Below are 10408 nucleotides of genomic sequence, written 5' to 3' on the forward strand. Positions count from 1 at the left end.
GCCTAACGCCATTCGTCCCCTCTCCCGCCGCGCAGTTGAAAAATTCTCCACCACCCCCATATGAGTTGGCATAAGGCATTTTCGCCCCGCTGCGTGGAGACTCTCCCTTGACCACCATCGTTTCAGTTCGCCGCCACGGCAAAGTCGTCATGGGCGGCGACGGCCAGGTTTCTCTCGGCAATACCGTGATGAAAGGCAACGCCAAGAAAGTCCGTCGCCTGTACCACGGCCAAGTCATTGCCGGTTTTGCCGGGGCCACCGCTGACGCCTTCACCCTCTTCGAACGTTTCGAAGGCCAGCTCGAAAAACATCAAGGTCACCTCGTTCGCGCCGCCGTCGAACTCGCCAAAGAATGGCGCACCGACCGCTCCCTCAGCCGCCTCGAAGCCATGCTCGCGGTCGCCAACAAAGACGCCTCGCTGATCATCACCGGCAACGGTGACGTGGTCGAACCCGAACAAGGCCTGATCGCCATGGGTTCCGGTGGCGGCTACGCTCAAGCAGCGGCCAGCGCCCTGCTGAAGAAAACCGATCTGTCGGCCCGGGAAATCGTTGAAACCGCGCTCGGCATCGCTGGCGACATCTGCGTATTCACCAACCACACCTTTACCATTGAGGAGCAGGACCTCGCCGAGTAAGCCTGTTTCGGCCACGCGCCACGGCTCGCTTTTGCTAGAGGACCGCCAAAAACTATGTCCATGACTCCCCGTGAAATCGTCCACGAACTCAATCGCCATATCATCGGCCAGGACGATGCCAAGCGCGCCGTCGCCATCGCGCTGCGTAACCGCTGGCGCCGGATGCAACTGCCGGAAGAGCTGCGCGTTGAAGTAACGCCAAAGAACATCCTGATGATCGGCCCGACCGGTGTCGGTAAAACCGAAATCGCCCGTCGCCTGGCCAAACTGGCCAACGCGCCGTTCATCAAGGTCGAAGCGACCAAGTTCACCGAAGTCGGCTACGTTGGCCGCGACGTCGAATCGATCATTCGTGACCTCGCCGACGCCGCGCTCAAGCTGCTGCGCGAACAGGAAATGACCAAGGTTCGCCACCGCGCCGAAGACGCCGCCGAGGACCGCATCCTCGACGCCCTGCTGCCGCCAGCGCGCATGGGTTTCAGCAACGAAGAATCGACCTCGTCGGCCGATTCCAATACCCGTCAGCTGTTCCGCAAGCGCCTGCGCGAAGGTCAGCTGGATGACAAGGAGATCGACATCGAAGTCGCCGAAGTGGCGGGCGTCGATATCTCCGCGCCGCCGGGCATGGAAGAGATGACCAACCAGTTGCAGAGCCTGTTTGCCAATATGGGCAAGGGCAAAAAGAAGAGCCGCAAGCTCAAGGTCAAGGAAGCGCTGAAACTGGTGCGCGATGAAGAAGCCGGGCGTCTGGTCAACGAAGAAGAGTTGAAGGCCAAGGCGCTGGAAGCAGTCGAGCAGCACGGCATCGTCTTCATCGACGAAATCGACAAGGTTGCCAAGCGCGGTAATTCCGGCGGCGTCGATGTTTCCCGTGAGGGTGTGCAGCGCGATTTGCTGCCGCTGATCGAAGGCTGCACCGTGAACACCAAACTGGGCATGGTCAAGACTGACCACATCCTGTTCATCGCGTCCGGCGCGTTCCACTTGAGCAAGCCGAGCGATCTGGTGCCGGAACTGCAAGGTCGTCTGCCGATTCGCGTCGAGCTCAAAGCGCTGACGCCGGAAGACTTCGAACGCATTCTCAGCGAACCGCATGCCTCGTTGACCGAGCAATATTGCGCACTGCTGAAAACCGAAGGCCTGGGCATCGAGTTCCAGCCGGACGGGATCAAGCGCATCGCCGAGATCGCCTGGCAGGTCAACGAGAAAACCGAAAACATCGGTGCCCGTCGCTTGCACACGCTGCTTGAGCGTCTGCTTGAAGAGGTGTCGTTCAGCGCCGGTGATCTGGCCAGCGCGCATGACGACAAGGTGATCTTGATCGACGCCGCCTACGTCAACAGCCACCTCGGCGAATTGGCGGAAAACGAAGACCTGTCCCGCTACATTCTGTAAGCCAACTTACCTGCCAACGCGGACCGTGCGGGAGCGGGCTTGTTGTGGCGAGGGGGCTTGCCCCCGTTCGACTGCGAAGCAGTCGTAAAGAGGTGCGCTTTGCGCCCCAACGGGGGCAAGCCCCCTCGCCACACTAGCCCGCGCCCACATTCGAACCGAGCTCGCCCCATTGAATGGATCGCCGGTCATGACCCTACTCCCCACCGACATCAAACTGCACAAAGCCTCGAAAACCCTGTCGCTGAAATACGCGTCCGGCGAGGAATTTCATTTGCCCGCCGAATTTCTGCGCGTGCATTCGCCTTCCGCCGAGGTCCAGGGCCACGGCAAACCGATCCTGCAATTTGGCAAGATCGCGGTAGGCCTGAGCAAGGTCGAGCCGGCCGGTCAGTACGCCCTGAAGTTGACCTTCGACGACGGCCACGACAGCGGCCTGTTCACTTGGGAATACCTCTACCAACTGGCGGTGCGCCAGGAAGATCTGTGGAACGATTATCTTGCCGAACTCAAAGCGGCCGGCAAAACCCGCGATCCGAGCCAGTCCGTCGTCAAGCTGATGCTCTAGCTCAGGCCTCTCGCTCTTTAGAGCGCATTTTCTAATTTCATCTGTTTGAATGCTCCGCTACGGTGCCGAGGATCGGCCCGCTTGCGAAAAAAATTAAACTCGGGTAACCAATGGAACTGGCAAGTTCCCTGCAACGCTCTGTGATGTGAAAAGCGGCGTAATTGCAGAATCAACGGTCAACCCGAGCAGCAGTACCCGACATTGGCTGCGTGACGATGCAGCCGGGCTCAGGTACTCGTCTCAGGACAATGGAGCGTCGTAGATGAGTAACAAGAACAACGATGACCTGAAGTACCAAGCCTCGGAAAACACCCTGGGGCTTAATCCTGTTGTTGGGCTGCGTGGAAAGGATCTACTGGCTTCTGCTCGAATGGTATTGCGCCAAGCCATCAAACAACCGATTCACAGCGTCAAGCATGTCGCGCATTTCGGTCTTGAACTCAAAAACGTGCTGTTCGGCAAATCCGAACTGCAGCCTCCCGGTGATGACCGTCGCTTTGTCGATCCGGCCTGGAGCCAGAACCCGCTTTATAAACGTTATCTGCAGACTTACTTGGCCTGGCGCAAAGAGCTGCACGCCTGGATCGACGACAGCAGCCTGTCGCCCAAAGACGTCGCGCGCGGGCATTTCGTGATCAACCTGATGACCGAAGCCATGGCCCCGACCAACAGTGCGGCCAACCCTGCTGCGGTCAAACGCTTCTTTGAAACCGGCGGCAAGAGTTTGCTCGACGGCCTCTCGCACCTCGCCAAAGACCTCGTGCACAACGGCGGCATGCCGAGCCAGGTCAACATGGGCGCGTTCGAAGTCGGCAAATCGCTGGGCGTGACCGAAGGCGCGGTGGTATTTCGCAACGACGTGCTGGAGCTGATCCAGTACCGGCCGATCACCGAGCAAGTGCACGAACGGCCGTTGCTGGTGGTGCCGCCGCAGATCAACAAGTTCTACGTATTCGACCTCAGCCCGGACAAGAGCCTGGCGCGGTTCTGCCTGCGCAATAACGTGCAGACGTTCATTGTCAGTTGGCGTAACCCGACCAAGGAACAGCGCGAATGGGGCCTCTCGACGTACATTGAAGCGCTCAAGGAAGCGGTCGATGTGGTCACCGCGATCACCGGCAGTAAAGACGTGAACATGCTCGGCGCCTGCTCCGGCGGCATCACTTGCACCGCGCTGCTCGGGCATTACGCGGCGATTGGCGAGAAAAAGGTCAACGCCCTGACGCTGCTGGTGAGCGTGCTCGACACCACGCTGGACAGCGACGTCGCACTGTTTGTCGATGAACAAACCCTCGAAACCGCCAAGCGCCATTCCTATCAGGCCGGCGTGCTCGAAGGTCGCGACATGGCGAAAGTGTTCGCGTGGATGCGCCCCAACGATCTGATCTGGAACTACTGGGTCAACAATTACCTGTTGGGCAACGAGCCACCGGTGTTCGACATTCTGTTCTGGAACAACGACACCACGCGCTTGCCCGCCGCGTTCCACGGCGACCTGATCGAGATGTTCAAAAGTAATCCACTGATTCGCCCGAATGCACTGGAAGTGTGCGGCACGCCGATTGACTTGAAGCAGGTCACCGCCGACATCTTTTCCCTGGCCGGCACCAACGACCACATCACGCCGTGGAAGTCTTGCTACAAGTCGGCGCAATTGTTTGGCGGCAATGTCGAGTTCGTGTTGTCCAGCAGCGGCCACATCCAAAGCATTCTGAACCCGCCGGGTAATCCGAAGTCACGATATATGACCAGCGCCGAGATGCCGATGAAGGCTGAGGACTGGCAGGAAAACTCCACTAAACATACCGATTCCTGGTGGTTGCACTGGCAGGCATGGCAGGCCGAGCGTTCCGGCAAGTTGAAGAAATCCCCGACCAGCCTTGGTAACAAAACCTACACCGCCGGCGAAGCTGCGCCGGGCACTTACGTACACGAGCGGTAACTGAAACCCCACCCTTCTGTAGGAGCAAAGTTTGCTCGCGATCGCGGTCGATCATTCAACATTAATGTCGACTGGACTGACGCCTTCGCGAGCAAGCTTCGCTCCTACAGGGACCGGGGATGAATAACACCCACAGGGCCTGAAGCATGCCGCAACCGTTCGTTTTTCGTACCGTCGACCTGGATGGCCAGACCCTCCGCACTGCGGTACGCCCCGGCAAGCCTCACTTGACGCCCTTGCTGATTTTCAACGGCATCGGCGCTAACTTGGAGCTGGTGTTTCCGTTCGTCGCGGCACTGGACCCGGACCTCGAAGTCATCGCTTTCGACGTTCCCGGGGTCGGCGGCTCGTCGACGCCGAATCGTCCTTATCGCTTTCCCGGCCTGGCGAAACTCACCGCGCGCATGCTCGATTATCTCGACTACGGGCAAGTCAACGTGATCGGCGTGTCGTGGGGCGGCGCCCTCGCGCAGCAGTTCGCCTATGACTATCCCGAGCGCTGCAAAAAACTCGTGCTCGCAGCTACTGCGGCGGGCGCGGTGATGGTGCCGGGCAAACCGAAAGTGCTGTGGATGATGGCGAGCCCACGGCGCTATATCCAGCCATCGCACGTGATCCGCATCGCGCCGATGATCTACGGCGGCTCGTTCCGCCGCGACCCGACGCTGGCGGCCAATCACGCGGCGAAAGTGCGTTCGGCAGGCAAGCTCGGTTACTACTGGCAACTGTTCGCCGGCCTCGGCTGGACCAGCATTCACTGGCTGCACAAGATCCACCAGCCGACGCTGGTGCTGGCCGGCGACGACGATCCGCTGATCCCGCTGATCAACATGCGCATGCTCGCCTGGCGAATTCCCAACGCGCAGTTGCACATCATCGACGACGGTCACCTGTTCCTGATCACCCGCGCCGAAGCGGTGGCGCCGATCATCATGAAATTCCTCGAGGAAGAACGGCAGCGTGCGGTGATGCATCCGCACCCGGCGCCATTGGGCGGCTGAGCCACCGTTGGGTCGATGGAAACCGCGCGGCAGGACGCCGCGCCGCGCAACAACCCGCTACAGCGTCTATGGTGTTCTGGTTCGGTGTGTTTGTTTTTGGCCTGAAGACGAAGGAGTGTTGATTCATGCGCGAAAAACCAGTGAGGGAGTTTTTGCCCACTCCCGCCGCGTTCATCAACGCGCAGAGTGCAATTACCGGTCTGCGCGGCCGGGATATGTTGTCGACCCTGCGCAGCGTTGCCGCTCATGGTTTGCGCAACCCGCTGCACAGTGCGCGCCACGCGTTGAAGTTGGGCGGCCAGTTGGGCCGTGTGTTGCTGGGCGAAACCCTGCACCCGACCAACCCGCACGACAGCCGTTTTGCCGACCCGGCATGGAGCCTCAATCCGTTTTATCGGCGCAGTTTGCAGGCTTACCTGAGCTGGCAGAAAGAGGTTAAGAGCTGGATCGACGAAAGCAACATGAGCCCCGACGATCGCACCCGCGCGCACTTCGCGTTCGCCCTGCTCAACGACGCCGTGTCGCCGTCCAATACGCTGCTCAATCCGCTGGCGCTCAAGGAGATCTTCAACTCCGGCGGCAACAGCCTGATCCGTGGCGCCGGGCACCTGATCGACGACTTCCTGCACAACGACGGCTTGCCCCGGCAGGTCACCAGACAAGCCTTTGAAATCGGCAAGACCGTCGCCACCACTACGGGCTCGGTGGTGTTTCGCAACGAGTTGCTGGAGCTGATCCAGTACAAACCGATGAGCGAAAAGCAGTATTCCAAACCGCTGCTGGTGGTGCCGCCGCAGATCAACAAGTACTACATTTTCGACCTCAGTCCGCACAACAGCTTCGTCCAGTTCGCCCTGAAAAACGGCCTGCAAACCTTCATGATCAGCTGGCGCAACCCGGACGTGCGCCATCGTGAATGGGGGCTGTCGAGCTATGTCGAAGCGGTCGAAGAAGCGATGAATGTCTGCCGCGCAATCACTGGCGCGCGCGAAGTGAACCTGATGGGCGCCTGCGCTGGCGGGCTGACGATTGCCGCGCTGCAAGGGCATTTGCAGGCCAAACGGCAATTGCGGCGGGTGTCGAGCGCGACGTATCTGGTGAGTTTGCTCGACAGTCAGATGGACAGCCCGGCGACGTTGTTTGCCGATGAGCAAACCCTGGAAGCGGCCAAGCGCCGCTCGTATCAGAAAGGTGTGCTGGACGGCCGCGACATGGCCAAGGTATTCGCCTGGATGCGCCCCAACGACTTGATCTGGAGCTATTTCGTCAACAATTACCTGCTCGGAAAACAGCCGCCAGCGTTCGACATTCTCTACTGGAACAACGACAACACGCGCCTGCCTGCGGCGTTTCATGGCGACTTGCTGGACTTCTTCAAGCACAACCCGCTGAGCCACGCGGGCGGTCTGGAAGTGTGCGGCACGCCGATCGACCTGCAGAAAGTCACGGTCGACAGTTTCAGCGTCGCCGGCATCAACGACCACATCACGCCGTGGGACGCGGTGTATCGCTCGACCCTGCTGCTGGGTGGCGAGCGGCGTTTTGTGCTGTCCAACAGCGGCCACGTGCAGAGCATTCTCAACCCGCCGTCCAACCCCAAAGCCAACTTCATCGAGAGCCCGAAGCTCACCAGCGACCCACGCGCCTGGTACTACGACGCCAAGCAAACCGACGGCAGTTGGTGGACGCAATGGCTGGAGTGGATTCAGCAGCGCTCGGGCGCACAAAAAGAAACGCAAATGGCCCTCGGCAACCCGGCCTACCCACCGATGGAAGCCGCACCCGGCACCTACGTGCGCGTGCGCTGACGTTCAACAACCCACGGCCGGCGCTGGCCGTGGCCTGACTCGACCATTAAGAAGACTGGATGAAAACCCGCGACCGGATCCTCGAATGTGCCCTGCAGTTGTTCAATCAAAAAGGCGAACCAAACGTTTCCACCATGGAAGTTGCCAATGAAATGGGGATCAGCCCGGGCAACCTCTACTACCACTTCCACGGCAAGGAGCCGCTGATTCTGGGGTTGTTCGAACGCTTCCAGAACGAACTCGCACCGCTGCTCGATCCGCCGTCCGACGTCGAACTGGCGCCGGAAGATTACTGGCTGTTTCTGCACTTGATCGTCGAGCGCCTGGCGCACTACCGGTTCCTGTTCCAGGACCTGTCCAACCTGGCCGGCCGCCTGCCCAAACTGGCGAAAGGCATCCGCAACCTGCTCAATGCACTGAAACGCACGCTGGCCTCATTGCTGGCAAGGCTGAAAGCGCAGGGGCAACTGGTCAGCGACACCCAGGCGTTGGGGCAACTGGTGGAGCAAATCACCATGACCCTGCTGTTTTCACTGGACTACCAGCGGATTCTTGATCGCGAGGGCGAAGTCAGATTGGTGGTGTACCAGATCATGATGCTGGTAGCGCCGCACCTGCTGCCGCCGGTCAAAGCGGCTACCGAGCAGTTGGCGCTGCAATATCTGGAAGAACATGAGTGAGCTTGCGTAGCCCTTCGAATCAATAAAAGCCTTTCTTTGTTTAGGATAATTGCCTAGTTTAGCTGCGCAGCTAAACTAGCAATAACGCATAAACAAAAATGCATCCTCGTTACTCACTCGGACTCGCGTTATGCCAAATGAGTTTTTTGACCAGGCCCGGCAGCCGTTGATTGAAGGCTTCATCGAGTCATTGCAGAACGCGACGGGGGCCAAGGTTCTCCACCGAAGACACGCTGCCGGTATTGATCGCGGCGTTGATTTGCTGTTGACCTTGGATACGCCGGACGGCAACTGGGACGTTGCAGTCGAAATCAAACGCGCCGTTTATCCACGCGATATCCGTGATGCTTTAGAGGCGCTCCAACGCTACGGCGCCGAGAACGCAGAAAAGCGAAATGCAACGACGATTATCCCGATGGTGATCGCCGAAAAGATCAGCCAAGGCGCCCGCGAAGAGTTGAAGAACTCGGGCGCTGGCTACTACGACGCTAGCGGCTCCTTGTATTTTCGTCATGAACGGTGGCTGATCAATATCGATCGCCCCGCCGCTGCGTCTGCACGGAAAACGCAGCGAGTTCCCCTGTTCAGCGGGGCGAAAGAAATGGTCGTCCATGCACTGCTGCACAGCAAAGGTGAATGGTTCACAGGACTGGAATTGGCGGAACGTTCTGAGACGTCAGTATTTACCGTGTCGTCGGTCTTGCAGGAATTGGAGCTGCGCGAATGGGTGGAATCAGAAGGCAGTGGCCGCCTCCTTCGCCGCCGACTTTGCCGGGCCGGGGATTTATTGGACGCATGGGCCGAGGCGTGGCAGCAACGCAAGGAGAACAGGTCCAACTGGTATTTCTTTTCTTCCAACCCCAGACAACTGCTCGAGAACCTCGCCCGCAAAGCGCCGAAGTCGAGTAGCGCCAGTTGGGCGTTTACCGGAGCCATCGCTGCCAATTACCTGTCACCGCTACTGACCCAAGTAGATCTAGCCGAACTGGAAACATTACCTGGAACTCAGGCGCAACTCGCAGACGCTCTGGGTTTGAAGCCGGCGGAGAAAGGCAACAACGTCGTACTGATCGAACGCTCGGGCGCCGGGATGCTGTTCCGGCGCCACGACCCACAATCAGGCGCGTGGCTCGCCAGCGAGTTCATTCAATACCTCGACTTGCAAGATGGACGAGGCCGCAACGCAGAGTTGGCGACTCAACTTCGACACGACATTTTGAAGGTCTGAATTCATGGCTCTAGCTCCAAAACCCAAGACTGCAGCGGGCTACTCGTTAGAACACGCCGACGCCTGCGAGCAAGTTCTGGTGACATTGCTCGGTGCGTTCGGAGGATTGAAATCCACTTTGCGGCTGGTGGGAGGACTGGTCCCTCGCTACCTCACACCACAAATGCCTCCCGACGTCCCGCCGCACTTCGGAACCTCTGATGTAGATATCGTCTTGAACCTGCAAGTCATCGCAGAGGGCAATGGCTACGTATCACTCGCGCAGCAACTCAAGGACAGGGGGTTTGAGCCCTTTGAAGATGACAACGGTTGGAAATCGGCATGGCGCTGGATGCGAAAACTGTCGGAGAAGGAGTATGTGCTTGTGGAGTTTCTGCGCGGCGCCGATGCGCAATGTCGCGCATTCGACATAAAACTCCTCGACGGTGAAGCTGTTTCCGCACTTGCGATTGAGCACGCGGAAATCGTCCATGACTGGTTCGATAGCAGGGAAATCAAAGCGCCGCTGCTCGATGAAGGTGGCATATCCATTGAAGTCATCCGCTATGCAGATGTGGTCGCGTTCATCATTCTCAAAGCACTCGCATTTGATAGTCGTGGCGAACCGAAAGATGCTGGCGACCTGCTCCACGTCATGCGTTATGCCGGACCTCCTGATTACATCGCGGCAAAATTTATCGACAAGTTTCTTAGCGGTCAGCACCGTCCAGCGCTGCTGGCAGGACTCGACGCATTGCAAAAGAAGTTTGCCGAAGGCAATGGTGTGGAAGGTTATGAACTGACGGGGCCGGTCAAATATGCGCAGTTCCTGTTTGGTCGCGGCGAAGAACAAACAGATGAACGTGTGGCAGCGCAACGTTATGCCTCGGGACTTGTGACACATGTGCTCGAATTGATCCGCGAGGGTACTGCTTAGATATCAAATGAAAAAAACGCCCGACCTTCGCAGGCCGGGCGTTTTCTTGAGTCCTGAAAATCAGGACTGACTGGTTGGGGTCGCCGGGGTTGGCGTCGCAGTCGGGGTTGCAGCAGGGGTCGGCGCGGCAGCGGAGTTCGCTGAAGTGGCCGGGGTGGCCGGTTTGGCGGCAGGCGCTGCTGGTTTTGGCGCGGCAGCTTTGGCAGCGGCCGGTTTCTTCGCAGCAGGTTTTTTC

General features: G+C 58.9%; 9 protein-coding genes. All 9 read left to right on the forward strand.

Translation table 11 applies throughout. The features are described from left to right. The first annotated feature begins 107 nt into the window (after positions 1-107). On the forward strand, positions 108-638 hold the full coding sequence (hslV, locus tag BI292_RS05455; protein WP_090176604.1) for an ATP-dependent protease subunit HslV: 531 nt from the start codon (positions 108-110) through the stop codon (positions 636-638). Positions 639-692: 54 nt separating this feature from the next. After that, positions 693-2033: an ATP-dependent protease ATPase subunit HslU gene (gene hslU / locus BI292_RS05460; protein WP_092274510.1), complete on the forward strand. Its 1341-nt coding sequence runs from the start codon at positions 693-695 to the stop codon at positions 2031-2033. 187 nt (positions 2034-2220) lie between these two features. Beyond that, positions 2221-2598, forward strand: coding sequence for a gamma-butyrobetaine hydroxylase-like domain-containing protein (locus tag BI292_RS05465; protein WP_101207240.1), 378 nt, complete (start codon positions 2221-2223; stop codon positions 2596-2598). Between the two features lie 262 nt (positions 2599-2860). After that, positions 2861-4540: a class II poly(R)-hydroxyalkanoic acid synthase gene (gene phaC, locus BI292_RS05470; RefSeq protein ID WP_092274516.1), complete on the forward strand. Its 1680-nt coding sequence runs from the start codon at positions 2861-2863 to the stop codon at positions 4538-4540. A 146-nt stretch (positions 4541-4686) separates the two neighbouring features. Beyond that, positions 4687-5541 carry a poly(3-hydroxyalkanoate) depolymerase gene (phaZ, locus tag BI292_RS05475; protein ID WP_092274519.1) on the forward strand — a complete coding sequence of 285 codons (855 nt, stop codon included), beginning with the start codon at positions 4687-4689 and terminating at the stop codon, positions 5539-5541. A 125-nt stretch (positions 5542-5666) separates the two neighbouring features. After that, positions 5667-7349, forward strand: a complete 1683-nt coding sequence (gene phaC, locus BI292_RS05480) for a class II poly(R)-hydroxyalkanoic acid synthase (RefSeq protein WP_092274522.1) — start codon at positions 5667-5669, stop codon at positions 7347-7349. Positions 7350-7408: 59 nt separating this feature from the next. Beyond that, positions 7409-8029, forward strand: coding sequence for a TetR/AcrR family transcriptional regulator (locus BI292_RS05485; RefSeq protein ID WP_092274525.1), 621 nt, complete (start codon positions 7409-7411; stop codon positions 8027-8029). A gap of 130 nt (positions 8030-8159) precedes the next feature. Further along, positions 8160-9257, forward strand: coding sequence for a type IV toxin-antitoxin system AbiEi family antitoxin (locus tag BI292_RS05490; RefSeq protein ID WP_101207241.1), 1098 nt, complete (start codon positions 8160-8162; stop codon positions 9255-9257). Between the two features lie 4 nt (positions 9258-9261). Beyond that, positions 9262-10173, forward strand: a complete 912-nt coding sequence (locus tag BI292_RS05495) for a hypothetical protein (protein ID WP_092274531.1) — start codon at positions 9262-9264, stop codon at positions 10171-10173. Positions 10174-10408: the final 235 nt, after the last annotated feature.

Origin of the sequence: Pseudomonas sp. 43NM1, from assembly GCF_002836905.1 — a bacterium.
Taxonomy (GTDB): Bacteria; Pseudomonadota; Gammaproteobacteria; order Pseudomonadales; family Pseudomonadaceae; genus Aquipseudomonas; species Aquipseudomonas prosekii.

Bases quoted from the DNA above. Each gene is read 5' to 3' on its own strand.
- BI292_RS05465 (WP_101207240.1), top strand. From the start codon at position 2,221: ATGACCCTACTCCCCACCGACATCAAACTGCACAAAGCCTCGAAAACC.
- BI292_RS05495 (WP_092274531.1), top strand. From the start codon at position 9,262: ATGGCTCTAGCTCCAAAACCCAAGACTGCAGCGGGCTACTCGTTAGAA.
- phaC (WP_092274516.1), top strand. From the start codon at position 2,861: ATGAGTAACAAGAACAACGATGACCTGAAGTACCAAGCCTCGGAAAAC.
- phaZ (WP_092274519.1), top strand. From the start codon at position 4,687: ATGCCGCAACCGTTCGTTTTTCGTACCGTCGACCTGGATGGCCAGACC.
- BI292_RS05490 (WP_101207241.1), top strand. From the start codon at position 8,160: ATGCCAAATGAGTTTTTTGACCAGGCCCGGCAGCCGTTGATTGAAGGC.
- phaC (WP_092274522.1), top strand. From the start codon at position 5,667: ATGCGCGAAAAACCAGTGAGGGAGTTTTTGCCCACTCCCGCCGCGTTC.
- BI292_RS05485 (WP_092274525.1), top strand. From the start codon at position 7,409: ATGAAAACCCGCGACCGGATCCTCGAATGTGCCCTGCAGTTGTTCAAT.
- hslU (WP_092274510.1), top strand. From the start codon at position 693: ATGTCCATGACTCCCCGTGAAATCGTCCACGAACTCAATCGCCATATC.